Source organism: Anaeromassilibacillus sp. SJQ-5 (assembly GCF_054108045.1).
In genome coordinates, this window is record NZ_JBPJWQ010000001.1 from 1508579 (window position 1) to 1530771 (window position 22193).

Sequence of the window (22193 nt, forward strand, 5' to 3'; positions counted from 1 at the left end):
TCTCCTCGCTTACTAGGTATATTGTTTGGTAACTTCCCAATTGGCCGACTGGTTTTCCACACGTTTGAACACGTCCCCGCCGGCCTTGGCGGCCGCGTCCAGCGCCCTGTCCATGGCGGCGTCCGCCTTGGCGATCCACTGGGCGGTATAGACCTGCTCCGGCTCGGGCAACGCCCAATAGTAGTTGGGGGCCGTGCAGTTTTTGTTGGCGTCGTTCAGCGCCTTATAGAAGGCGTACATGTCCGCGGCGGCGGGGCCGAACAGCTTTTTGCAGGCCGGCATCAGGATGTCCTCGAAGCTGAGATTGCAGTCCCACATGCCCTTGGCCGACACGTACCACAGGGGCCAGCGGATGTCCATATAGCCGTCCGCCCGCTCGTAGGCCGGGTTGGGGCCCTGATCCATGCACAGATACTGCGTGCCGTTCTGCTTGAGCCATTTCAGATTATCGAGGAACACTTCGCCCTGGATCCAGAACATGTCCTTCCACTTGTCGCTGGCCGCGCCGGGGCAGTTCCACTCGTAAATGGCCATCTGGTAGCCCAGATCCTTCCACGCCTGGTAATTGTCCTTGAACTGCGGCTGGCCGATGGCGGCGTTGAACAGGTTGCCGTTGCGGATGAAGCGGGTCAGCCCGCCCTCCTTGCACAGCATCATCACCACGTTATCCTCCGCCTTCAGGGCCGTCGTATCCGGCGCAGTGAAGGTGGGGAAATAGCCGTAGAACATGATGGATTTGCCGGGGCACTGCTTTTCAATCTTTTGACCGATGATGTTGGCGAACTTCATCATGGCCTGGGTGAAGTCGGTCGCAAATTTCTTGCAGTCGTCGCACTCGCACCAGTTGGCGTAATCCTCGCTGGCAGGGTCGCCGTTGCCGTCGTTCTGCCCGATGGAGGCCACCGTGTAATTGGGGTTGGTCTTAAAGAAATCGATGATCTGATCCGCCACCAGCTGCTGCACCTCGGGGTTGGACAGGCAGGGCTGCCACCAGCGCTTGCCGCTGGGATCCCGCGTTCCTTTTGAGTAGCCGAAGTATTCGGGATGCTCCCCGTACAGGTCGGGGGACACCAGGTTGGGCAGGGAATGATCCGTTTGGGTGAGTTCCCCGCCGACAAACCAGCGGCTCGTCAGCTGAGGCTCGGCGGCGCTCAGGCGGGTGTACCGGGAGGAGAAGCTGGCCTGGGACGTGATGTCGCAGGAGGTGGCGTAAATGGTGTCCCCCTTGGGCGTCACCGTCCACAGGTCATCGGTGCCGAACCAGCCGAAGCCAAGGGATTCCAGAAAATAGGTCACGGCAAACTGGGACCCCTTGTATATCCCGGCGTCGTTGCCGGCGAGAATCAGCAGGTTGGCCCCCGCCACCACCCGGAACAGCTCCTTGCCGGGATACTGGGAGGGGATATCCACCCCCGCGGCGGCGGTGTACCGGCTTTTACCCACCAGGATTTTGTTGCCCGCCACCGTCTCCTTGTCGCTCTTGATCGGGAAGGTCTTGCCGGTCATTTTCTGCAGGTTGGCCGCCAGGTCGTTGGCCGCCGCCGTCACGTTGGGGCCGGCGTCCTCCGACACGACGATGGTGGATTTGACCTCCCCCTTCTTAATCAGGCAGAAGTCCCCCTTCTGCAGGGTGTACACCGGGTTGTAAACGTCCGGTGTGCCGGGGGTGCCGGGAACCACCGAGGTGTCCGACACCCGGCGGGTGACGGTCACCAACCGGCTGCCGCCCGGACCGGTATCCTCCGGGCCGGTGGATTCCGTCGTCGTGGCGGATCCAGAGGGCTCGGTGGTCGGCGTGCTCACGGGCGGATAGTCCGTCACCACGGAGGAATCGCTGCTCGCGGGGGTCTGGCCGGGATGGCAGCCGCCCAGGCCGACCGCCAGCAGGGCGGCCGCAGCGCAGGCGCTCAGCCAGCGGATGCGTACGGATCTCCACATAGTCGTCTCTTCCTTTCCTCACAGGGGGGGATCCCCCTCCCCAAAACTTGCGGCGTGCTTCCTTTTGCACTTCCATTATAGTGAGGATTTATAAAAAAGTATTTACACGATTTTATCTTATTTTTGCACATTCGTTTGGAAAAACTGGAACATCCATGCGAAATATAGCAAGGCGCCCGAGATATTTCTATTTTAATTGCCAGTACATACCAACTGTTATCGAGTTTCTTCGATTGACACGGCCGGTATTCTTTGGTATTCTATGGTTAGATTTATCTTTTCCTACTTTATCATCCGTGCTCCGCCAATAAGCGCGGCGGCTATCCCGTTATCCTGCCATAAGCCTGCGGCGATCCGCGCGCTTATTTTAGGCATTTCCGCATTTTCCCCAATGGAAGGTTTGCATAATCGTTTTATTAGGAGGTGGCTGCATCCGTGAGTTCTTTCAACAAGCTGGTTTTCGACAAGGACATCCAGGTCAACAGCATCGCGTACATGCGCCTGGATCAGTACGACTCCCCCTTTGTGCTGGAGGACAACACCACCAACTGCTGGACCTTGTATGATGTGATACAGGGGGAGCTGCACATCCGCATCGGCGCGGAGACCGCCGTGCTGAGGGGCGGGGACATCCTGCTGCTGAGCGCCGAGTGGCCCCACAGCATCCGCGTCACGGGGCAGACGCCCACCCGGGTGTTCACCATGGCGCTGGAGCTGGACGGCAAGGGGCTCGAGCGGCTCGGCCGCCTGCAAACCGCCCTGTCCCCCTCCGGCTTTCAGGCGCTGGGGGACATCATCGACTACGCCGACGATATCTTCAACATCACGGCGGATTCCCGCCAGTACACCGACTCGGTGGACAAGGACACCACCGTTTCCGTCAAGCAGATCCTGCAGGCCAAGATCGAGCTGTTCCTGCTGGAGCTGCTGGAGCAGTGCCCCGAGGCACAGGACGCGGCCCCGGTTTCCCGCAGCCAGCTGGTCGCCCGCACCAACGAGGAGCTGCGCCGCCACCTGTGCGACAGCGTGAGCATTGAGGACATCTGTCAGCGGCTCAACCTGTCCAAAAGCTACCTGAGCAGCCTGTACAAGCGGAAGACGGGGAAAAGCATCATCGCCCATTTCAACGAGATGAAAATCGAGGAGGCGCGCCGGCTCATCGCTTCCGGCCGGTACAATTTCACGGAAATCGCCGAACGGCTGGGCTTTTCCTCCATCCACTATTTTTCCCGCATGTTCAAGAGCGTGGCCGGCATGACGCCGTCGGAGTATGAGAAATCTTTGAAAAAGGGAGGGGCCTGACGATATGGATACCCCCTATTATCTGCAGGCGGGCGAGACGTTTTTCGCCGAGCTTGACCCCCGGCGGTGCATCCTGCGGGTGACCCACCGGGATGTGGTGTACGCCTTTTCATCCGAGCGGCCGCCGTTTCTGGAGGCGGAGGTGGACGGCGCTGTACAGACCATTCCCTTCGACATGGCCCGCTCCGTCCTTATACGGGAATACGCGGAGGAAACGGGAGGCTGCCTGCGCGCCCGGTACGCCGATTTTTACTGCGGCGGAACAAAGCTGCCTCTGTGCGTCGAAACAGTCTACCGCCTGCGGGGGGACGAGGGCTCGCTGGAATGCGAACTGGAAATCACCGGGGACGAGGCGGGCGCCGTGCGCCGCGTCTGCTTCCCCCAGTCGCTGGATTTCGACTGCGAGGACGGGGAGGCATACACCGTCCTGCCCATGATGCAGGGCACCCTCATCCCCGCCAAGTGGAAAAATACCGTTAAGACCTACAGCGACGGGCGGTATTTCGAGTCCGACGGGTACATGCCCTGGTGGGGGCAGGCGTACGGCGGCGGAGCCTGCCAGTGCGTGTGCGAAACCCCTTGGGACGGCGGCTATGCCCTGCAGCACGAGCCGGGCGGGGAAACGGCGGTGTGCAGCGCCTGGTACCCCTCCCTGGGCCGGATGGCCTACCGGCGGAAATGCCGGTTCTACTTCTTCCGCGGCGGCGATTACAACGCCATGTGTCTGAACTACCGCCGGATCGTGGAGCGGCGGGGGGAACTGCTGACCCTGCGGGAGAAAATCGCCCGCACCCCCTCCCTGGCCGCCCGGATCGGCAAGCCGGTGGTGCACGATTTTCTTTTCGTCTCGGTGGATAAGCTCTCCCCCATGTACCGCCGCCGGCTGCCCCAGATGAACGAATATTTCTACTCCTTCGAATACCGCTGGAAGCAGATCGAGGCCCTATTGGAAAAGGGGGCCGCCGGCTTCACCGTCCACCTGGACGGCTGCGGCAACCGGGGCTACGACAACGGGCATCCCGATTTGTTCCCCATCAACGAGGCCATCGGGGGCGAAGAGGGGATGCGGCGGTTCGCGGCGCTATGCCGGGAGCACGGGCTGCCCTTCGACATCCACGACCAGTACCGGGATTTCTATTTTAACGCCCCCAGCTTCCGCCAGGAGCAGGCGGTGTTCGATCGGCAGGGGAATCTCCCCGTCCTCAGCCTGTGGCAGGGGGGGCGGCAGTCCCTGCTGTGCGCCACCCAGGCCTCTGACTACCTGGAACGGAACCTGAAGCGCTTTCAGGACAGTGGCATCGCCTTCGACGGCATCCATCTCGGCTCCTTCTCCGGCGGGGCGGTGGACGAATGCTTCAACCCGCTGCACCCCATGAGCAAGCGGGAATGCATCGAGGCGCGGCGGGCCGCCTTCGCCCTGGCCCGCAGCCACGGGCTGGCCGTCGGCTCGGACGAGCCGATGGATTGTTTCCTGCCCTGGCTGGACACGGTGTCCCACGCCCCCTATTCCCTGTCCCCCAGCCTGTGGAACGGTATCGGCAACGGCATCCCCGTGCCGCTGTTCAACCTGGTGTACCACGACGCGGTGCTGGTGCACTGGAACAGCTTCCAGGCCTCCCTGGGCAGCTGGGGCATCCCGAACAACGACCGCTATTCCACCCATGCCGCCCTCAACGCCAACCCCGCCTATCTGTCCATCGACGCCGGCGAGGAGGAGATCGCGGAATGCACCGCGCTGTGCGAGCTGAGCCGTTCACTGGCTTTCGAGCGGATGATCCGGCACGAGTTTTTGTCAGGAAACTTCCGCCGGCAGCGCGCCACCTATTCCGACGGCACCGCCATCGAGGTGGATTTCGACGCGGACACCTACCGGGTATACCCCGGCAAAAGCTGAAGAGCAACAAATCCATACTATCAGCAAAAAGCCCTGTGGATCCTTTGGCGTAAGCGCCCTATAATTAGGATAATTACCCGACCGTTCCGCCGGGCGGGAAATGCGCGCAAAGGAGATGGGCCACATGAAAACCATAACCGTTCGCTTCGACAGACAGAGCGGACAGGCGGTCAAGCCCGTGCACGGCATATGCAACGGGCCGCTGAGCGAATCCGGCTTAATCGATACCTCCGCCTTTTATGAGGAAATCGGCATCCCTTTCATTCGGCTGCACGACACGGACACGCCCACCAGCCGGACGCTGGTGGACATCTCCAGGATTTTTCCGAATTTCGACGCGGACGAATCCGATCCGGCCAATTACTTTTTTGAGCATACGGATCAATTGCTGCTAGCCATCGACCGGCTGGGGGCGAAACCGATTTATCGCTTGGGAGAAAGCATTGATCACAGCATTTTCAAGCGGTACGCGCGGCCGCCCAAGGACTTTGAAAAGTGGACGCGAATCTGCGTGAACATTATCCGGCATTATAACGAGGGCTGGGCCGGTGGCTTTACGCTGGGCATTTCCTACTGGGAAATCTGGAACGAGCCGGACCTGGGCAATGAAATGTGGGACGGCGGAACGGCGCAGCAATACCGGGATCTGTACAAAACCGCGGCCGCCGGCATCAAGGCGCTGGATCCGTCGCTGAAGGTGGGCGGCTGCGCGCTCGCCGGCGTCCTGGACTTTGCGGAGGACTTTTTCCGGCAGTGCGCGCAGGAAGCGATTCCTCTCGACTTCTTTTCCTTCCATTTGTATTACCGGCGAATGGAGCAATTGGAAAGCTATGTGACGGCCATCGACCGGCTGCTTGCCAAATACGGGCTGTCCCATGTGGAGCGGATTTTTGACGAATGGAATTATTTCGGCTCTGACGACATGCCGGACCTGGAGCTGTGGAGGGCCATCCGCGACGCCGGGCGGGGTCTGGTGGCGAAAAGCCTGTTTGAAACGGCGCAAAGTGAGATCGGCGCGTCCTTCGCGGCGGCCTCGATGATAGAAATGAACCGGCTTCCGGTGGATATCGCCACCTATTATGACGGACAGCCCAAGCTGCGCTATTGCGGCCTGTTCGACCGCTATGCGGTGCCGCAAAAAACCTATCACGCCTTTCGCGCGTACGGCCGGCTGTACCGGCTCGGCGGCCGGATAGTCGAAACCCAGGCGCGGGGAGAGGGCCTGTACGTCTTGGCGGCCGCTGGGGAGAAAAAGAGCGGGATATTGATCAGCAACTACGGCGGCGAAAGCGATTATTATACCGTGGACATGAAAAAGCTCCATCCGGCCAGGCCCATCAAGGCCGAGCTGTATCTGCTGAACCATGACCGGGATCTGGAGCTGGAGCGTACCGAAATCTACCACGGCGAGGATGTGGCGCAAACGATTCGCCTGGAGAACCATACGGTTTGTTTGATAGAACTGACCGCCGCGTTCTAGCAAACGGCATCGACGAAACCCGCCGACCCTCTCATCGGGGCCGGCGGGTTCCATTATAAAATAAAAACGCATAAAAATTTTATGAGAAAAATTAGCATCGTTTACTTGACAGCCAGAAAATAGATATGCTATGCTAATGCCAGATCGATTTTTGTCGAAGAAACGCGCGTCTTTTTTCGGTTCGCTCTGAGTAAAATGGATAAAAGGCGCTTGCGAATTCAGGCCGTGCGGCGGCCTGTCCGCTTTCCTTATCGACAAAATTCCATCCGGGAATTTTGCATATTTTCGTTGGAGGGATTTGCATGAATCAGAAAAGCAAAATGGCGGCGGGTCTGCTCGGGATTTTCCTGGGCGCCTGGGGGGTTCACCAGTTCTATCTGGGGGATACCAAGAAGGGCATCATCCGCATCGTCGTTTCCCTGGTCACCTGCGGCATCGGCGGTATCTGGGGCTTCATCGAAGGGATCATGATCCTGTGCGGTAAAATCACGACCGACGCGCAGGGCAATCCTCTCGCCGAATAAAACATACAACGGCAAAAGGGCCGGGACAGCGGGATTCTCCCCGCCGCCCCGGCTCTTTGTTTATTTCTTACCAGTCAACGGGCGGATGATGCCGTCCCTGTATTCCCCGTGGGCCTCCTAATCGATGACCTCCATGTCCTCTACCTTAACGGCAATGGTAGCGATGTTCGGCAGATCGCCGTATTGATCGAAGCAAACCAGCCAGCTTCCCTCGCATCTCTGCTCATTGCAAATCCAGCCGTCCATCCCCTTGTGAACGCCTTCCTCCGCATAGCACTCTTTTTCCACAAGCAATCGAACCCGATCGTATTCTTTCATCCAATCAACCTCCTATGGGGAAGCCGAGGCGAGGATTCGCCGCGAAACGAAGCGGTAAATATATCCGACAGCAGTCCCATAGTCTTCTCCTTCATCTTACACCCGTCTATCTCCAACGGCAACCGCCTGTGAAAACCTTTCACCCCAGCAACCGGTAGAGCAGGGTCACGCCGTCGATTTCCACCGTGCCGGTGCCCTCCAGCCGCAGCCCCAGCCGCCGGGCCCGCGCCGCGCCGGGGATCCGCCGCAGCCAGCCGCCCTCGGGCGGGAGCAGCACCGGATCGGGGCAGACGCCATCCTCGGTGACGTAGGCGGCCATAGCCGGGCGCAGATTGTCCACCGCCAGCCCCGCCCGCACCGAAAGAAACGCTTTCCTCCGATCGGGCGCGCCGCAGTCGAACGCCTTGGTGGCCGCCAGCCAGGCCACCGGCCGCTCGGCCGTCTCCCCGTCTACCGTCAGGGGCACCCGGTCGTCGTCCCCATCCAGGCACATTCCCAGGGTGACGGCGCCGCCCGGCAGTGCCGCCTCGGCCAGCAGGGCCGCGCTCTCCTCCCGGGCGGTCAGCCACAGGGGCCGCGCTCCTTCGGGAGGCTCCCAGCGGCTCCAGTTCAGCAGGGACTGCGCCGCCGTCTCCCCAGCCGTCCCCGCCAGCCGGCGCAGCACCCCTTCCTCCGCCGGCAGCAGGAAGAACGACCCGCCCACCAGCAGGACGTACCGCCCGGCATACACCCCCGCCGACGCCTCCCGCCAATCCGCCGGGGCAAACGCGGCCAGCGCCTTTTCCACCGGGGCGGACAGCTTGCGCACGTTGGCGCGGCTGTAGGCGTCCACGCCCGAGAGCATATACACCCGTCCCCGGTCGGCCCAAACCAGCCGTCCGCCGCACAGGGTGACGGTGCCCGGCGCGCCGCAGCCGATGGAGCTGTGCAGTTGGGTCACCGGGAAATAGGCCCCCAGGGTAGTCAAATCGGTGATCTTCTCGGCGTCCAGGGGCCGCTGGACATAGTTGACCGCGTATACCTCCCGCTCCTTGAACAGCACCAGGTTGTCCCCCTGGTGGCCGAAGGCGGTCACCAGCTCATCCTCCCGGCCCACAACGCTGTAATTGTATTCCGGGAAATAGAGGGGGTTGTTGAACTGGCTCCAGTACACCCGGCCGGGGCAGCGGGGGTTGCCGCCCAGGAACAGCCGGGTGCCGCCTCCCATGTTGGTGGGATCCCCGCCGAACCAGGTGGAAAAGGTCATGCCGAATATCCGGTCCCGCCCTGTCTCATCGGCCTTGGAGGCGGTGATGTCCAGGTTGTTGGCCTGCCGGAAGGGGGGCATGGCCGCGTTTCCCGCCGCGTCGGTGAACCACACACAGCCCCGGGCCCGGTCGAGGTGCAGCCGGTACCCGTCCGCCCCCAGCCCGCCGGCCGAGGCCCCCGCCGGGACGGTGTGGGTCACCGTGCCCGCCGCCATGGTCAGCGCCGCGGTCACCGGCGCGTCATCCAACCCCTGAAGGGGCAGGTAAAAGGCGGAGCATTTGCCATCGGTGGTGTACACCGCCCGGAATTTGGGGGTCAGGAGATTGCGGCTCTCCCTCACCCCGGTCTGGATGATCGGCTCCGACGAGGAGGAGGGCACGCCCCGCCCGCCGATGAGCAGCCGGGGCACGGGGATTTCCCCGCCGATGTCGGTCAGGCTCCCCGCCTCCAGGCGATAGACCTTCCCGCAGCCAAAAAAGACCAGCGGCGCCTCCCACCAATCCACCACGAGGCCGTGATCGTTGGCAAAGGGGCCGGAGGCCGGCCCTGTCAAACTCACCGCCCCGCTGGTGTGCACCGTCCCGTCGGCGCGCAAGGTGCCCACGACGTAGGTGGCGGCCCCGCCAGCCAGCCCCCGCCGCTCCACAAACCGGCGCACGGGCTGCCGCTCCCCCACCTCCCGGTCGGATCCGTCCTCCCTGCTGAACAGGCGGGTCACCCCCTCCCCGGCCGTCCGCCAGGGCGTCGGCCCCGTCTGGAACCCCGGCCGGGTGCGCAGCGCCCCCTCCTGCCACCAGAGGTTGACGCCGTCCGCCAGCTGGTTGTCGGCGATGCGGTGGGCCGCGCCGCTTTGGTTCAGTCCGCCGTCCAGGCGGGGCACCGTCAGCCGCTTGACCGCCGCCCCGTTCATTTCTCCATACCGCATCCGTCGTCCTCCTCCCGGCCAAACAGGGTGTCCCGCACCCTCAGGGGCCGCCTCACCGCCCCGGCCCGCTTCTGGTTATACAGCGCGGCATACAGCCGCTGGCTGTCCCCGTCCCCCTCCGACTGGGCCAGAAACATGGCCGCGCCATAGGGCAAAATGTCGGCGCAGGCCCGTTCCGACAGCTCGAGCACGCCGTCCAGCGTCCTCAGCGGGACGAAGGCGCCCCGCCCCTCGATGTGCCATAGGTCGCAGTACGCCTGGTTGACCGCCGCCAGCCCCCGGCGCGCCATGGCGGCCTGTCCCCCCGCGTACCGGCCGGCATAATCCAACAGCAGCAGCGCCTGATTCAAAACCTCTTGTCCGGTTGCCATAGGTAAAGCCTCCCTTTCCGCAAAAGGGGCCGCGGTTCTCCGCCGCGGCCCCTTTTTTGTTAATTTTATCAGTCGTTAATATACATAGGTGTACACCGCCGTGCTCAGGCTGCTCCGGATAAACAGGTCGTAGTACAGGCGGTAGTCGAATTTCCAAGCGTCGGCCCCCAGGTTCTGGGCCGGGTCGAAGACGCGCACCTGTTCGGTCTTTTTGACCAGGGAGGCGGCCCGGCGGGGCATGACCAGCAGCCCGATGGATTTTGCCCCCGTGGCGGGAGCGAAGCCGCCCTCCTCCTGGCCGGAGGTCGTCCCGTCGTAGAAGGTGAAGCCCGATTTCATCCGGTTGTCCGGCACCGGCAGAATAGCCACCCCGTTGAGGGACTGCACCCGGGTGTTCAGCTCGCCCTTGCGGAAGTCGCTTACCACCAGCTGCCGGGAGAGCTCGGTGGTGGACTGGAGGGCCGTCCACATGGCGCTGTTGACAAAGGCCACCAGCTCCTCGTCGTAGCCCGCTGCGTTCTGCACCTTGCCCACCGCGTCGGTCATCATCTTGTAGGCCTGGGAGGCGGGGGTGCCAGTGACGGTCTGGGATTTGCTCACGGCGTGAGCGGCCAGCTTGGAGAGGATGTAGGCGTCCATTTCGGGCACCACCTGGGTGCGCACGAACTCACCCATCACCTGACCGGCCAGGTCGGCGATGCCGGTCTCGTCGTTGTCCTCCCGATCCAGCTGGAAGGAGCGTCCCCGATCCATGGCCAGCACGTGGGGCTGAGCCGACACGGCGATGGTGCCCTTGACAAAGCCGTTGTCCCGGTCGTAATCGCCCAGGCCGGAGATCTCCATTTCGGGGATGAGCACCGTTTTGGCGCCCACGAACTTGCTGCGCAGGGGGTTGTCGGCGAAGAAGCCGGTGACCGGCTTGGCCGCCACGGCCTTGTCCAGCTCGTCGGTCATGTTCCGTGCAAGGTTGTCCAGTTGTAAACTCATGTGTCAATCCATCCTTTACAGTCGTTATTGCCAGGCGGCAGAGCGCCGCCGGTTGGCCGGTAAATATGTATACGCGAGCCGCAGAAATCAGCGGCTCCCCTGTAGGGGGCTGTTGCAAAATTTTACATTTTGCAACAGCCCCGCGTTCCTACCACAGCGCCTTTTCAAACGCCCGGCGGAAGGCCTCCTGTTCCGGCTGCGGTTCGGCCCGCTCGCCGGCCAGCGGGCCGGAGGAGCGTGCCGCCGCCTGCCGCTGCCGTTCCCGCTCCTCGGCGGCCCGCTGCCGCTCCCGATGCAGAAACCGCAGGTACGCGTCGGCCAGGGGAAGCCCTTCCGCCTCGGCCAGCCGCCGCGCCGGCTCCGGCACGTCCTCCGGCCCCCGGCATTCCGGCAGAACGGCCCGCAGCCGCTCCCATTCCTCGTCCCGGGCGGGGGAGGCGTTCCCATCCGCCGCTTCTGCGGCGGCCGGAGCGGCCGTCCCGTCTGGTTCAGGCGTCCCCGCTGGCGTCGTTTCTTCCATTGGCGGATTCTCCCGCGGGGCGGGATCCGCTATCCTCTGCTTCATGACTGTCACTCTCCTTGTTCAATTCCCGGATGAGGCCCGCCAGGTTGGGCACCGCGCCTCGGGGCAGGCGGCTGAGATACTGCGCCGGGGTGATGACCTCCCGGTCGAACAGATTGTCGAGGGTCTGCACCGCCCGGCTCTCGCTGAACAGGGTGGAGGCCCCCACGTCCACCCGCACATGCAGCAGCAAATCCCGCCAGCGGTTCCCGTCAAAGGGCAGATACCACGTCCCCCGCTCGTCCTGGATTTTCAGGCTCCGCCGGCCGTACTGGGTGATCCAGAACTCCGCCCACACCCGGGCCGCGTCCTCGCAGAAGCCGTAGAAGCGGTTCTGCACCACCTGCAGGGGCAGGATGGCCGCTTCCCGCACCGCCACAATGGCGGAGGTGTTGTCCGGGCGCACATCCCCCAGCACGGCGTTGTTGACCCCCGCCTGGGCCAGGGTGTTCTCGATGAGAGAGGCGATGTTCTGGTCGAACTGGGGGGAGAAGGCGGGCGGGCTGACGTACCGAATGGCCTTGTCCGCGTCCTCCCCGGTGCCGAAGACCTGCACCACCTGGCCCGGGTCGTTGGTGATGGGCTGGGTCACCACGTCGCCGTTGACCACCATGATGGGCATGCCCATCATCATCACGGCCCAGACGCTGGCGGTGATCATCCGGTTGATGGCGATCTGGTTGGGGATGAGGTAGGTGATTTCGCTTTCCCCGTACGCGCCGCCCCGCCCCCGCTCCCAGCGGAAGACGGCCAGAGGGTACAGCCGTACCCCCAAATCCCAGGGCGGGCGCACCACCACGCCCCGGCAGACCTGGGCCGCCATGATGGTGTACCGCTCCCCCGTCTCGTCCCACTCCTTCCAGAAGCGGGTCAGCAGGGTGGCCTTTCGGCCGCCGGGCGCGTCCTCGTCCTCGGGCAGGGGGCCCTCCCGGTCGGGGACGATGTTCCGCCAGTCGGGGCAGCCCCGCCGCCGGGCCTGCCGCCGCAGATCGTCCACGCCCCGCCGCTGGGCGATGAGGATATAGGGCTGGGCCTGCACGTCCTCCTCCGCCGGGTCGCCGAAGAAAACGCTGTCGATGTCCAGTACCTCGCAGGCGATGTCCCCGCCGATAGGGGCGGTGCGGGAGAAATCGGCGTACTGCCCGGTGGGGATCCCCTCGTCCCAATAGGTGTACAGCACACCGGTGCCGGTGATGTAGGCATCCCGCAGCACCCGATCCTTCAGGTCGGTGAAATTCACCCGTTCGGCGGTGACGCGGAAGTAATCGGACAGCGCCGAGGCCACCAGGGCCGCTTCCTCCTCCGGGGAGGCGGCGGCGGTCGGCTTGCCTCCGGCCCCCGCGTCCCGCAGGCGTTCCACCGCCCGAAGGGTGGCGGCGGTGGCGGGGACGCCCTCCGCCGTGTATTCCACCGCCACCGGCGCCGCGCCCACCACCGCCATCTTGTAGTCGGCGATGCGCTTGATGATGTTGTGCCGCACCAGGGGGCGGCTCTCGCCGCAGCGGGCGCCGTGCCACTGGTCGCCGATATAGAACCGGCCGTTTATCCGGTTCTGCTCGGCCATGCCCCGCCCGCCCAGGGCGTTTTTGTAGCGGAGGCCCGCCCGGTATTCCCGGAACAGGCTGTCCGGGAGATTATGCGGATCCATGGGGTTCATCCGTCCTTTCCTGTCTGCTCATCGGGAGGCGGCATCTCGCCGCCGTCGTAATGGAGAAAATTGTAGAGCGCCCGCCAGTCCTCCTTCGGCAGAGGCGGAAGGGGGCGCGGCGGCCCGTCCTCCGGGCGCCGGGATGGGATTTCCCGGGAAATGGCCGCCCGGCGTTTGGCCGCTACCTGGCCGGGGCGGGTCGTATAACGGCCCGCGGCGAACAGCAGCAGGCCGACCGCGGCCCCGGCCAGGCCGAGAATCATATCGAGCATGGGAGAGTACCTCCTTTTTATGGTTGTGAGTCCTATCAAGCGAACTGTGCGGTTCGCAGAACCCCGTGGCTGCCTTGTAGGGGCGAGCAGGCCCGCCAATCAGCGTCTATCTGCGGCTCCCCCCTTATCCCCATCCTCCCGCCACATCCTCCGGGCGGATCAGCCGCCCTGCCTCCACCCGGCCCGGCTGGCGATCCACCGCTGGCACGTCCGCCATGGCGTACCGCAGCGCGTCCATCAGATGGTTCCCGCTGTCGATGGGGCGGCCGCTCGGCCGGCCATCCCGCCCGGTCTCCCAGGCGTAGCCCGCCAGCTCCCGCGCCGTGTGGACGCACCGGGGATGAATCACCATGTCGTATTCCTGCAGCCGCGCGATGCCGCTGCGGATGGAATCCGGCCCCTTGACCGCCGCCCGCAGCCGGGTGATCCCCAGCCGCCGCAGCTCTTCGTTGGATTTCGGCTCCGCGCTGTCCGCCCGGATCCGCTCCTTGGCCGCCCCCTTGGCCCGCAGCATGGCCGCGATGTCGCTGTTGAGCATCCGCACCTGGTAGTGTTCGTCGTAGACGTACAGCCGCTTGTCCGCCGGGCTGACCGCCGCCGCGATAAACGCCGTCGGGTCGTTGGCATAGCCATAGTCCAGCCCGAACACCCGCCGGTAAGCCGCCGGCAGCGCCCTCTCGTCGAAGGGGGCCACCTCCCACCGTTCGAACACCAGCCCCTCGGTCACGCCCCATTCTCCCAGCCCCGCCACCGCGTACCGCCTGGGCTGCCGCGCCTTCATGGCCGCGAACACCGCCCGGTCCGTCTCGTCCAGGAACTCGTTGCCCCGGTAATCGGTGGTCACGGCCAGCACGTCCTCCCCCGGATGGTCGAAGAACCGGGCCTTCAGCCAGTGCCGCCCGTCCCAGGGGTTGAAGGTCAGGGTGGTCTGCTTGAACAAGGGCGGTTCCACCCGGCCCCGGGGCGCCGAAAGATCCAGCTTGTCGAATTCCTCCTCCGCGGCGATTTCGTACGCTTCCTCCACCCAGACCCAGCAAAGCGCCCCCGTCTCCACCGTGGTGGAGGCCAGCTTCTCGGCGCTGTCGAACCCCCGGAACAGAATCCGCTGCCCCGTGGGCTTGTACCAGAGCATCAGCGGCTCGAGCGACGCGCCCCACAGATGCTCCACCCCCAGCCGCCGGATGGCCCACCGCAGCTGGGCGAAGGTGCTGTCCCGGTGGGTGCGCTGCACCGCCCGCACCACCAGCAGATTGGCTCCCGGCAGCCGCATCAGGTGATAGATGTACCACAGGGCCGCCGTGCAGGATTTTTTGGAGGCCTTGCCCCCCTTGACCGCCCGGTACCGCTTGCGGCAGTTCCAGAACGCGCCGTAGCCGCCCCCCACCAGCGCCGGGATATCCACCTCACCGCCCATAGCCCCGCAGGCCGCGCAGCACCTCGGACACCTCCCCGATTTCCGCGTCCAGCACCGCCAGCCGTCTCTCGAAAAGCAGCCGCTGGCCGCTCAGCTCCTCCCGCCGCTCCAGCAGGGCGGCCAGCGTTTGCTCATACTCCCGTATCAAATCGTCCACGACGTCCCCGCCTTTTCGTCCCATTGCACGATGCCGCCCTGGTCGAGAGGCGTGATCATCTTCCAGCCATAGCCCCGCACTTTCCAGAGCTTGAGCGCCAGCGCCAGTATCTTCTCGCCCAGCGCTCTGTTCCGCCGCTTGAAAAACGGCTTCCACCGGGCATCCTGCAGCCGGCTGCGCCGGTAGAGCAGCTTCATCATCCGTACATCCCCGGCCATAGCGTCCCATTCCTGTTCCTTTTCCATTTGCGCATACCATCCCATTTGTCATTCCTCCAGCCGGTCGCCGCCGGTGAAGCAGACCGGGGCCTTGCTCTCCCCGCCCTCGCTGCCCAGCGCGCCGTAATTTTTAAGATACGCTTGATGCATGGAGGCCCCGCCTCCCTTGGATAAGGCGTGCTCCACCACGCTCGCCATGGCCTCGCCGTAGGCCCGGCGGAGAACCCGCAGGGCCCTCTCGTCCTTTACGCCCCCGGCCGGCCCGCCCTCCGCCGCCGCCCGCAGCTCCTCCGGCCGCATCTGCAGCTCGGCCGCCAGCCGTTCCACCGTCAGGGGCAGCCCCCGCTCCTCGGCGTACTCCCGCGCTCGTCTCACGGCGGCCCGCACCCCGGCCAGCCCGCCGCCCCGCCGCTGTTCCATATCCATCCCGCACCCTTTCTTAGTTGCATTATGCAACTTCATACAAAGCGCCCCGCGGCGTGGGACGCACCCTTGCCCGCAGCATAAAAAAAGAACCCGGAAGATTCCCACCCCAAAGGGGCCTCTCCCGAGTTCCGTCGTATCGCTTTGTTAACTCTATGATACACCATTTCCCAGCATTTGTCAAGTGCATTTTGCAACTTTTTTATTTTCCCCTTGGAAAAAGTTGCAAAATATGCTATGCTAGGACCGGAAGGATTCCATCCAGTGGTCGGCTTGGTGCAGGTTTTCCCCGCCAAGCCGCCAGTCTTGATGGATTCAACGCTTGCTGTAAGACGACCAGCCCGCCGGCGCCGCCGACCGAAAGGAGAATGCTTATGAATCCGCTGGACAGCGACAACCTGGCGGCCAAACGCCTGCGCGCCTGCCGCCTGGGCGCGCGGGAAACCCTGGCCCAGATAGGAGCCCTGGCCGGGGTGCATAAATCCACCGTCCTGCGCTGGGAGCGGGGCGATACCTCCAAAATCAACCGCCCCACCCTGCGGCTGCTGGCCGAACATTTCGACGTGGATCCCGCCTGGCTGCTGGGCCGGGACGAGCCGGAACCCGCCGCCGAGAGCCGGACCCGCCCGGTGCCTATCCTGGGTACGGTGCGCGGCGGCGTGGGCGGTGTGGCCGAGGAGGAAATTCTCGGCTATGAGCCGGCTGACGCCTCCCGCTTCGGCAAGGGGGAGGACTTCTTCTGGCTGCGGGTCACCGGGGACAGCATGGCCCCCGTGCTGTGCGAGGGGGATTTGGTGCTTATCCGCCGGCAGGACACGGTGGACAGCGGCCAATACGCCGTGGCCCTGGTGGACGGGGAGGAAGGCCTGGTCAAGCAGGTGTTCCACGGCCCCGGCTGGCTGGAGCTGCGCAGCGTCAACCCGTACTATCCGCCCCGCCGGTTCGAGGGGGAGGCGCTGGAGCGGGTGCGGCTGCTCGGGCCGGTGGCGGAAAGCCGCCGCCGTTACCTGTAACCGGCCCGGTAACATGGCCGGTTACACGGAAAAAGCCAGGCGCCAAGCGGCTTCGCGGGTTTTCCCGGCTGTAACCGGCTCCGCAACATGTTTTCCTAGCCTCTTTTTCTGTACCAGTACTAGTCTCTACATCTTTTATAGGAAACCGGTTACAAGTTACAACATCATAAAAAAGCCAGCCGCCATGCGGGCTGAGGGGTGTTACCGGAGTGTTACTCGATGCCCCTTCAGTAACAAATATTCGTATATACCGTCCATAAACCCATCACATTTTTAGACGATCCTTGAATTGTCATGTCGAACACCCTTACGGGCGACAGCGGTTTCTGGTAGGAATCTTCCTTTGCCTGGGAGGCCTGCACCAGCCCCCGACGCGTCGATCCATTGTACCCCCTGTATAACCCGCCGCCCCCCGTCCGCCCTGCGCGGACACCCCGAACGCGGCAATCCCCCCGCCTTGTGCTAGGGCGGGGGGATTTTTCCTGTTCCGATTATTTCAGCAGCGCTTCCACCGCGTCGGCCGCGCCGTCCATTTCCTCGCAGACCACCCGCTCGATCTCCCCGCTGTCGCACAGCCGGGCGATGTCCGCGTTCAGCGGCAGCTTGGCCAGCACCGGCACGCCCATCTGGGCCGCCGCCTCGTCCAGCCCTTCGCCGAACAGCGGGATCTTCTTCCCGCAGTCGGGGCAGAGCGCGTAGCTCATGTTCTCCACCAGGCCCAGCACCGGGATGTTCAGCATTCCCGCCATCTTGTGGGCCTTGCCCACCACCATCTGCACCAGGGACTGGGGGGTGGAGACGATGACCGTCCCGTCCAGCGGGATGGACTGGTACACCGTCAGCGGCACATCGCCGGTTCCCGGCGGCATGTCGATGAACAGCACATCCAGCTCGCCCCAGGCCACGTCGGTCCAGAACTGGGTCACCGCGCCGGAAAGCACCGGACCGCGCCAGACCACCGGCTGATCCTCATGCTCCAGCAGCAGGTTGATGGACATGACCTTAATGCCCATGTGGGTTTCTTCCGGCATGATGCCCATGGCCGTGCCCTTGGCCTTGCGGGTGATGCCGAAGGCCTTGGGAATGGAGGGGCCGGTGATGTCGGCGTCCAGCACGCCCACCTTGTAGCCTCGGCGGGCCATCAGCACCGCCAGCATGGCCGTGACGGAGGATTTGCCCACGCCGCCCTTGCCGCTGCTGACCGCCACCACCCTTTTCACCGCGCTGTACTCGTTGAGAGCGGCATGCGGATCCTGCGGCTCTCCGGCCGAGGGGCACCCCGCCTGGCAGCTTTCGCAGTCGTGATTGCAGGTTTCGCTCATAAGAAAATCGTATCCTTTCTCTTGTAAGATCACTACGCGAAAAAACAGCCTGCCGTTCCATGCAGGCTGTTTTCAGATGAATTTCAGGGCTTCCCCGCCCTTCAGGCCGAGCGTTCCTTTTTGCAGTGGGTGATCGCCGGGTTAGCGCCTTCCACCACGCCGCTCGAATGCAAGACGTAACCCACCGTCTTGAGGAGGATCCGGCAGTCGAGCGCCGCGCTCTGGCACCGGGCATACTGCCCGTCCAGCCGCGCCTTTTCCGGCACGGTCACGCAGTCACGGCCGCTCACCTGGGCCAGCCCGGTCAGGCCCGGACGGACAGAGGAAGCGCCGTTGCGGCTGCGCAGGCGAAGCAGATCGGTTTCGGTCAGCACCACGGGGCGCGGCCCCACGAAGCTCATGTCCCCCTTGAGGATGTTCCACAGCTGGGGCAGTTCGTCCAGGCTGAGCTTACGCAGCACGCGGCCGGTGCGGGAAATGTAATTCTCCGCACCCACCAGCTGGTGGGTGGCCACGTCGGCCGGGGTCCGGGGGCTCATGGTGCGGAATTTATAAATGCGGAAGGGTTTGTCCCCCCGCCCCATACGCTCCTGCGAAAAAATCGGCGAGCTCTTGGTGTCCAGTGCGCAAATCAGCGCCACCAGCAGCCCGAGGGGCAGCAACACCAGCAGCATGCAAAAAGATGCAAGAACGTCAAAAGTCCTCTTCACGAGCAGAAACCCCATTCTGCGGCGTCCGCGTTCTGTATACGAACGATCTAAAAGCAGAATCTTCTGCATAAAATTTACCTCCTTCAAGCGCCGGCTTCTTCCAATGACCTGTCCGGCAGCGGCATCGTATTCCCACACGAAGGCAAGTCTTTTTTCCACCAGCGCAGGACGTCCCTTGCGCTTATCGTATTATACTATCCCATTCGTCAAAAATCAAGTTTCATTTTTGTAATCAAAATCAATATTGGCATTCCGTTTAACGTCATCTTAACACGTGGAGACATTTTGTTCAGTGTATATAATATTTTATCTTTTTCGCCTCAAAAAAGCGCTTTTTTTCTTTTGGACTTATTGATTAACGAGAAACTTTTGCCGATTATCCATTATTCCGCTTGTTATATTTTTGAACGGGGGATATACTAATCTCGTTGTCATTTTTCGTATCTAAAGGGGGACGACCATCTGCTGTATCGAATCGTGAAGCGGCTGCTCGATATACTAATTTCGCTGGCGCTGTTTCTATTGTTATTGCCGCTTTTTCTTCTGATTATGCTGGCGATCGCGGTGGATTCGCCGGGGGATATAATTTTTATGCAAAAACGTGCAGGATTATACAGTCGTCCCTTCACCATGCTGAAATTCCGCTCCATGCGGGCCGCCGCCCCGCCGGACGTGGCCACCAACGATCTGGCCGACGCCGGGCGGTACATCACCCCGGTGGGCCGTTTTCTGCGCCGGACCAGCCTGGACGAGCTGCCCCAGCTGTGGAACATCCTCAAAGGGGACATGAGCTTTATCGGCCCCCGTCCCGTGGTGCTGACCGAAACCGAGCTGCTGGCCCGGCGGCGCCGCCTGGGGGCGGATTTGGTGCGTCCCGGCATCACCGGCCTCGCCCAGGTGCGGGGCCGGGACACCGTATCCATCCAACATAAGGCGCGCTACGATGCGTACTATGCACGCCGGATGTCACTGGGGCTGGATGGGCGCATCGTGCTGGAGACCCTGCGCTGCGTGGTCACCGGCGAGGGTATCCGGGAGGGCGGTCATTCCCCCGAAGCCGCCGCCCGGCAGGTGTCCGGCCGCCGCGGCTGAACGCCGCGCCCTCCCTGCTCTAGGTAAGCGCTGAATAAATCGGCCACAGCATCTTTTCGGCGGGGATTTGTGTCCGCCATCGTTGAAAATCCTTGAAAAGCGCCAGCTTTTCGGCGTATTTTCGCCTTGTCGGGCACAAATCCCGCTCGAAAATCTGCGCAACCGGATTTAATCATCGCTTACCTAGGTAAACCATCAGCAGCTCTGCGGTTGCTTGGTGGCCCCCATCACTGGATTTCATTATCCCTTACCTAAATCGCCGCCGCGGCCCATATACTGGAAAAGAGAAGCATTCCATATACGGGGAGGCGGCGGATGATGAGATACGCGATGGCCCTGTCGGGCGGGGGCGCGCGGGGTGCGGCCCATGTGGGGGTGCTGCTGGCGCTGGAGGAGGCCGGTTTGCCTCCCGGGGCGCTGGCGGGCACGAGCGCGGGGGCCGTGGTGGCCGGGCTGTACGCCTGCGGCCTCGGCGCCGAGCGGCTGCGGCGGCTGGTGGAGGATATCGCCCGGGGCCGGATCTGCCTGGTCGACCCGGCCTTTCTGGGGATTGTGCGGGCCGCCTTTCAGCTGCTGGCCCGCCGTCACGTCACCCTGCCCGGTCTCATTAAAGGCGGCCGGCTGGAGCGGCTGCTGCGCCGGGAGACCGGCGGCATGGCCCTGCGGGACGTGAAGCGCCGGCTGATCCTTCCGTCCGTCGACCTGCGCACCGGAGGCACCGTGGCCTATACCAACACCCTGGCCGGTCTGCGTCCCCTGCCCCACGTCACCTGGCGGGCCGACGGCCCGGTGTGCGAGGCGGCGCGGGCGAGCGCCGCCTTCCCGGCGGTGTTCTTCCCCGTTCGGCGGGGATCGCTCTGCCTGACCGACGGCGGCGTCGCCGACAATCTGCCGGTGGATCTCCTCCTGGCGGCCGGGGAGCGGCGGGTGCTGGCCGTGGACGTGGCGGAGGCGTACCACCCGCCGGAGCACGACAACCTCATTGAAATCGCCTCCCATTCCCTGACCATCATGAGCACCCGCCTGAAGGAGCATATGGCCACCGGAGAACGCTTCCTGCTCCATCCCGCCCTGCCTGAGGAAGCGGGACTGTTGACCTTCCGGGAGATGCCTGCCTGCATGGAGGCGGGCTATGAAGCCACACGGCGGCAGCTGCCGGTCCTGCGGGCCCTGTTCGGATGAATACGCGCCCCGCCACGGGGTATTCTATATATATACCTATATTATACGCAAGCGAAAGGAGCGCCGCCTCATGGATAAAAACCTGCTGGCCAGCGACGAGGTGCCCATGGGCCTGTCCATGGCTCTAGCCAAGAACCTGGAGGCCATGAACGCCTTCACCGCCCTGCCCCCGGAGGGGAAAGCCGCGGTCATCGAGAAAACCCACAGCGTCCATTCCAAAAAGGAAATGGAGCAGCTGGTAAGAGACCTAGGCCACAACGCCACCATGTAAAGGAGGAGGGGAAATCCCCTCCTCTTCTTTATTGTTCACACGTATTAACCGCAACATATCGTGTGAAACATATTCAATTCTCCTAATATTTCCCTGGATTTTATTGCTGTTTTTATTTTTTGATATATACTATATGTAAGGTTGAAAATCGCCATACTATGGTTTTTATTCCCTTTGCTTGAGGATTTGCTATTTTCAATCTAATCTTTCATATTTCCTTAACTTTTTGGATAATAATGGACTACATAGTTGACTTTTTCCAAGATTTGGCATATACTATAATTGCCGGCAGTTCTTAAACATTAGATATAGTTTCTAAATACTGGAGGAAATATTTATGAAACGAATACGTTCATCGCTAATCTTGACCAGCATCCTATGCGCCGTCCTTCTCGCCTCCTGCCAGGCGCCGGAAGAGGGGAAGCCGCAGTCGTCTGGAACAGCTTCGACCACAAACACTACCATTGCAGAAACAACGACCACACCAGAAACCGAGGCGTCTTTGGAAGAAGGAACGACTACCCAGAGAAAAGAAACAACAACCACTGCCAGCAAGAAAACGACAGTAAAGACAAAAGCGCCGACAACCACCACTAAAAAGCCGGAATCGACCAGCACGCCTACCACCTATACTATACCCTTTAATGAACGGTATTCCGACAATAGTGTCGTTATCACGATAAAGGATGAATATGTCGATTTTGATAAACAATATACGGCAAAGGATTTTCCAGGACTAGATATTAAGGAAATCAAAATATATAATTTCGATAAAACCCATTCTCAAGGTCTTTGTATTTATTTAAATAAGTCTGGGGAAACCGAAGTCCGTAAAGCCATAGAAATTTTATCAAAAAACCCCATTATTGAATCAGCCACTTTTGATTCTATATGTACGACTGACTGAGATAAAAAGATATGG

Annotated in this window: 23 protein-coding genes; 9 read left to right on the top strand and 14 right to left on the bottom strand. The window is 62.5% G+C overall.

The annotated features are described in order from the left end of the window. Nucleotides 1-12: 12 nt before the first annotated feature. Nucleotides 13-1938, bottom strand: coding sequence for a DUF4838 domain-containing protein (locus ACSAMM_RS06560; protein WP_457790598.1), 1926 nt, complete (start codon nt 1936-1938; stop codon nt 13-15). Nucleotides 1939-2373: 435 nt separating this feature from the next. On the opposite strand from ACSAMM_RS06560, the gene ACSAMM_RS06565 reads away from it, so the two are divergent. The 4 genes from ACSAMM_RS06565 (at nt 2374) to ACSAMM_RS06580 (ending at nt 7138) form a co-directional block, all read left to right on the top strand. Continuing rightward, entirely contained in the window at nt 2374-3240 is an 867-nt protein-coding gene (locus ACSAMM_RS06565) for a helix-turn-helix domain-containing protein (RefSeq protein ID WP_178722089.1), read from the top strand. A 4-nt stretch (nt 3241-3244) separates the two neighbouring features. Then, nucleotides 3245-5134, top strand: a complete 1890-nt coding sequence (locus ACSAMM_RS06570) for a DUF5696 domain-containing protein (RefSeq protein WP_457790600.1) — start codon at nt 3245-3247, stop codon at nt 5132-5134. A gap of 124 nt (nt 5135-5258) precedes the next feature. Beyond that, nucleotides 5259-6614, top strand: coding sequence for a GH39 family glycosyl hydrolase (locus ACSAMM_RS06575; protein ID WP_457790602.1), 1356 nt, complete (start codon nt 5259-5261; stop codon nt 6612-6614). A gap of 302 nt (nt 6615-6916) precedes the next feature. Continuing rightward, nucleotides 6917-7138 (top strand): NINE protein, encoded by a 222-nt coding sequence (locus ACSAMM_RS06580; protein ID WP_178724781.1) that lies wholly within the window; start codon nt 6917-6919, stop codon nt 7136-7138. Between the two features lie 117 nt (nt 7139-7255). Here the strand turns inward: ACSAMM_RS06580 and ACSAMM_RS06585 are convergent, their stop codons facing one another. The 11 genes from ACSAMM_RS06585 to ACSAMM_RS06635 form a co-directional block, all read right to left on the bottom strand. Then, complete coding sequence (locus ACSAMM_RS06585; protein WP_457790604.1) at nt 7256-7456, bottom strand: hypothetical protein; 201 nt, start codon at nt 7454-7456, stop codon at nt 7256-7258. Nucleotides 7457-7595: 139 nt separating this feature from the next. Further along, nucleotides 7596-9629, bottom strand: a complete 2034-nt coding sequence (locus tag ACSAMM_RS06590; protein ID WP_457790605.1) for a hypothetical protein — start codon at nt 9627-9629, stop codon at nt 7596-7598. Continuing rightward, the gene (locus tag ACSAMM_RS06595) at nt 9611-10000 is read right to left on the bottom strand and encodes a hypothetical protein (protein WP_457790606.1); all 390 of its coding nucleotides are present in this window, start codon (nt 9998-10000) and stop codon (nt 9611-9613) included. Before ACSAMM_RS06595 ends, ACSAMM_RS06590 begins: the two co-directional genes overlap by 19 nt. A 75-nt stretch (nt 10001-10075) precedes the next feature. After that, nucleotides 10076-10987 (bottom strand): hypothetical protein, encoded by a 912-nt coding sequence (locus tag ACSAMM_RS06600; RefSeq protein ID WP_457790607.1) that lies wholly within the window; start codon nt 10985-10987, stop codon nt 10076-10078. Nucleotides 10988-11135: 148 nt separating this feature from the next. After that, complete coding sequence (locus ACSAMM_RS06605; protein ID WP_457790608.1) at nt 11136-11507, bottom strand: hypothetical protein; 372 nt, start codon at nt 11505-11507, stop codon at nt 11136-11138. Next, nucleotides 11476-13197 carry a hypothetical protein gene (locus tag ACSAMM_RS06610; protein ID WP_457790609.1) on the bottom strand — a complete coding sequence of 574 codons (1722 nt, stop codon included), beginning with the start codon at nt 13195-13197 and terminating at the stop codon, nt 11476-11478. The genes ACSAMM_RS06605 and ACSAMM_RS06610 overlap by 32 nt, the downstream gene beginning before the upstream one ends. A gap of 5 nt (nt 13198-13202) precedes the next feature. Then, nucleotides 13203-13469 (bottom strand): hypothetical protein, encoded by a 267-nt coding sequence (locus ACSAMM_RS06615; RefSeq protein ID WP_457790610.1) that lies wholly within the window; start codon nt 13467-13469, stop codon nt 13203-13205. A 124-nt stretch (nt 13470-13593) separates the two neighbouring features. Beyond that, a complete protein-coding gene (locus tag ACSAMM_RS06620) occupies nt 13594-14883 on the bottom strand; it encodes a PBSX family phage terminase large subunit (RefSeq protein WP_457790611.1) in 1290 nt (429 codons plus the stop codon). Then, complete coding sequence (locus ACSAMM_RS06625) at nt 14873-15040, bottom strand: hypothetical protein (protein WP_178723763.1); 168 nt, start codon at nt 15038-15040, stop codon at nt 14873-14875. The genes ACSAMM_RS06620 and ACSAMM_RS06625 overlap by 11 nt, the downstream gene beginning before the upstream one ends. Beyond that, nucleotides 15028-15303 carry a hypothetical protein gene (locus ACSAMM_RS06630; RefSeq protein WP_457790612.1) on the bottom strand — a complete coding sequence of 92 codons (276 nt, stop codon included), beginning with the start codon at nt 15301-15303 and terminating at the stop codon, nt 15028-15030. The genes ACSAMM_RS06625 and ACSAMM_RS06630 overlap by 13 nt, the downstream gene beginning before the upstream one ends. Before the next feature lie 3 nt (nt 15304-15306). Beyond that, the gene (locus ACSAMM_RS06635) at nt 15307-15684 is read right to left on the bottom strand and encodes a hypothetical protein (RefSeq protein ID WP_178723769.1); all 378 of its coding nucleotides are present in this window, start codon (nt 15682-15684) and stop codon (nt 15307-15309) included. Between the two features lie 371 nt (nt 15685-16055). Between ACSAMM_RS06635 and ACSAMM_RS06640 the strand changes: the two genes are divergently transcribed. After that, on the top strand, nt 16056-16694 hold the full coding sequence (locus ACSAMM_RS06640) for a S24 family peptidase (protein ID WP_178723772.1): 639 nt from the start codon (nt 16056-16058) through the stop codon (nt 16692-16694). 491 nt (nt 16695-17185) lie between these two features. Here ACSAMM_RS06640 and ACSAMM_RS06645 read toward each other — a convergent pair whose 3' ends face one another. Together ACSAMM_RS06645 and ACSAMM_RS06650 are read right to left on the bottom strand one after the other, a co-directional pair. Then, nucleotides 17186-18016: a P-loop NTPase gene (locus tag ACSAMM_RS06645; protein WP_178723776.1), complete on the bottom strand. Its 831-nt coding sequence runs from the start codon at nt 18014-18016 to the stop codon at nt 17186-17188. A 101-nt stretch (nt 18017-18117) separates the two neighbouring features. Beyond that, nucleotides 18118-18726, bottom strand: a complete 609-nt coding sequence (locus tag ACSAMM_RS06650; RefSeq protein WP_457790613.1) for a sugar transferase — start codon at nt 18724-18726, stop codon at nt 18118-18120. Nucleotides 18727-19203: 477 nt separating this feature from the next. On the opposite strand from ACSAMM_RS06650, the gene ACSAMM_RS06655 reads away from it, so the two are divergent. From ACSAMM_RS06655 to ACSAMM_RS06670, 4 genes are all read left to right on the top strand, one after another. Further along, nucleotides 19204-19818 carry a sugar transferase gene (locus tag ACSAMM_RS06655; protein WP_457790614.1) on the top strand — a complete coding sequence of 205 codons (615 nt, stop codon included), beginning with the start codon at nt 19204-19206 and terminating at the stop codon, nt 19816-19818. Between the two features lie 318 nt (nt 19819-20136). After that, nucleotides 20137-21000: a patatin-like phospholipase family protein gene (locus tag ACSAMM_RS06660; RefSeq protein ID WP_457790615.1), complete on the top strand. Its 864-nt coding sequence runs from the start codon at nt 20137-20139 to the stop codon at nt 20998-21000. Between the two features lie 70 nt (nt 21001-21070). Then, a complete protein-coding gene (locus tag ACSAMM_RS06665; RefSeq protein WP_178723781.1) occupies nt 21071-21271 on the top strand; it encodes a hypothetical protein in 201 nt (66 codons plus the stop codon). Between the two features lie 337 nt (nt 21272-21608). Continuing rightward, a complete protein-coding gene (locus ACSAMM_RS06670; protein WP_457790616.1) occupies nt 21609-22178 on the top strand; it encodes a hypothetical protein in 570 nt (189 codons plus the stop codon). Nucleotides 22179-22193 lie beyond the last annotated feature (15 nt).

Bases quoted from the DNA above. Each gene is read 5' to 3' on its own strand.
- ACSAMM_RS06670 (WP_457790616.1), top strand. From the start codon at position 21,609: ATGAAACGAATACGTTCATCGCTAATCTTGACCAGCATCCTATGCGCC.
- ACSAMM_RS06585 (WP_457790604.1), bottom strand. From the start codon at position 7,456: ATGAAAGAATACGATCGGGTTCGATTGCTTGTGGAAAAAGAGTGCTAT.
- ACSAMM_RS06595 (WP_457790606.1), bottom strand. From the start codon at position 10,000: ATGGCAACCGGACAAGAGGTTTTGAATCAGGCGCTGCTGCTGTTGGAT.
- ACSAMM_RS06630 (WP_457790612.1), bottom strand. From the start codon at position 15,303: ATGGGATGGTATGCGCAAATGGAAAAGGAACAGGAATGGGACGCTATG.
- ACSAMM_RS06570 (WP_457790600.1), top strand. From the start codon at position 3,245: ATGGATACCCCCTATTATCTGCAGGCGGGCGAGACGTTTTTCGCCGAG.
- ACSAMM_RS06665 (WP_178723781.1), top strand. From the start codon at position 21,071: ATGGATAAAAACCTGCTGGCCAGCGACGAGGTGCCCATGGGCCTGTCC.
- ACSAMM_RS06645 (WP_178723776.1), bottom strand. From the start codon at position 18,016: ATGAGCGAAACCTGCAATCACGACTGCGAAAGCTGCCAGGCGGGGTGC.
- ACSAMM_RS06600 (WP_457790607.1), bottom strand. From the start codon at position 10,987: ATGAGTTTACAACTGGACAACCTTGCACGGAACATGACCGACGAGCTG.
- ACSAMM_RS06660 (WP_457790615.1), top strand. From the start codon at position 20,137: ATGAGATACGCGATGGCCCTGTCGGGCGGGGGCGCGCGGGGTGCGGCC.
- ACSAMM_RS06615 (WP_457790610.1), bottom strand. From the start codon at position 13,469: ATGCTCGATATGATTCTCGGCCTGGCCGGGGCCGCGGTCGGCCTGCTG.
- ACSAMM_RS06640 (WP_178723772.1), top strand. From the start codon at position 16,056: ATGAATCCGCTGGACAGCGACAACCTGGCGGCCAAACGCCTGCGCGCC.
- ACSAMM_RS06580 (WP_178724781.1), top strand. From the start codon at position 6,917: ATGAATCAGAAAAGCAAAATGGCGGCGGGTCTGCTCGGGATTTTCCTG.
- ACSAMM_RS06620 (WP_457790611.1), bottom strand. From the start codon at position 14,883: ATGGGCGGTGAGGTGGATATCCCGGCGCTGGTGGGGGGCGGCTACGGC.
- ACSAMM_RS06560 (WP_457790598.1), bottom strand. From the start codon at position 1,938: ATGTGGAGATCCGTACGCATCCGCTGGCTGAGCGCCTGCGCTGCGGCC.
- ACSAMM_RS06575 (WP_457790602.1), top strand. From the start codon at position 5,259: ATGAAAACCATAACCGTTCGCTTCGACAGACAGAGCGGACAGGCGGTC.
- ACSAMM_RS06590 (WP_457790605.1), bottom strand. From the start codon at position 9,629: ATGCGGTATGGAGAAATGAACGGGGCGGCGGTCAAGCGGCTGACGGTG.
- ACSAMM_RS06635 (WP_178723769.1), bottom strand. From the start codon at position 15,684: ATGGATATGGAACAGCGGCGGGGCGGCGGGCTGGCCGGGGTGCGGGCC.
- ACSAMM_RS06610 (WP_457790609.1), bottom strand. From the start codon at position 13,197: ATGGATCCGCATAATCTCCCGGACAGCCTGTTCCGGGAATACCGGGCG.
- ACSAMM_RS06605 (WP_457790608.1), bottom strand. From the start codon at position 11,507: ATGGAAGAAACGACGCCAGCGGGGACGCCTGAACCAGACGGGACGGCC.